The following is a 657-nucleotide window of genomic DNA, read 5'->3' as shown; positions in this document are numbered from 1 at the left end:
GACACACTTGAAAGCTTATTTGATTAACACTCCGCAACTTTACTTGAGTGTTTACACAAAATTATTGACAGAATCTTAGCAATATGTAAATAATTTTTATTTACATAGGCATAATTGCCTTGAAATGGTTGTTGATTTAGATACTCCTCATCATCATTCTTTCCATCTTTTCTAACGTTTGGGGCATTAAATAATATTGCTCCACTATCGTCCAAACTATTCCATAAGTTATTCAGCTTTGGAATAACAATTTCATGGAACTTATCATCATCTTTTGCATAACTCCAAGACCATGCACAAGCAATATTTGCATAATACTTTGAGCGTTCCCAAGTTGGAATGTATTGTTTCATACTCAAGTAATCAGCGAGTCCTAAAATACTTACAATTGCTAAATAAAGAACCATAACAATCGACCCTGTTTTTATAAAAAAAGAACTTCTATGATAACTTCTTCTATAACCTTTTAATAAGGCAATAACATTAATTCCTTTTAATTTGAGATAAATCAATATAAACTCTATTGATATTAGCCCCCCTATTATAAAAGCAACTAAAATAAGTATTGTTTTCATTGATATCATAAAGATTCTGTCAATAATTTTGTGTAAACACTCAAGTAAAGTTGCGGAGTGTTAATCAAATAAGCTTTCAAGT

At 29.8% G+C, this 657-nt stretch carries 1 protein-coding gene; it reads right to left on the bottom strand.

Going from position 1 to position 657, the window contains the following annotated elements; all coding sequences use genetic code 11:
* Positions 1-23: 23 nt before the first annotated feature.
* Positions 24-575 carry a hypothetical protein gene (locus K1J10_RS10660; RefSeq protein WP_223357354.1) on the bottom strand — a complete coding sequence of 184 codons (552 nt, stop codon included), beginning with the start codon at positions 573-575 and terminating at the stop codon, positions 24-26.
* Positions 576-657 lie beyond the last annotated feature (82 nt).

This window comes from Streptococcus australis (assembly GCF_019930045.1).
Taxonomy (GTDB): Bacteria; Bacillota; Bacilli; order Lactobacillales; family Streptococcaceae; genus Streptococcus; species Streptococcus australis_D.
The sequence above is the reverse complement of the archived record's forward strand: the minus strand, read 5'-3'. Positions and strand labels throughout refer to the sequence as shown.

Coding starts and splice junctions, on each gene's coding strand:
- K1J10_RS10660 (WP_223357354.1), bottom strand. CDS start 575: ATGAAAACAATACTTATTTTAGTTGCTTTTATAATAGGGGGGCTAATA.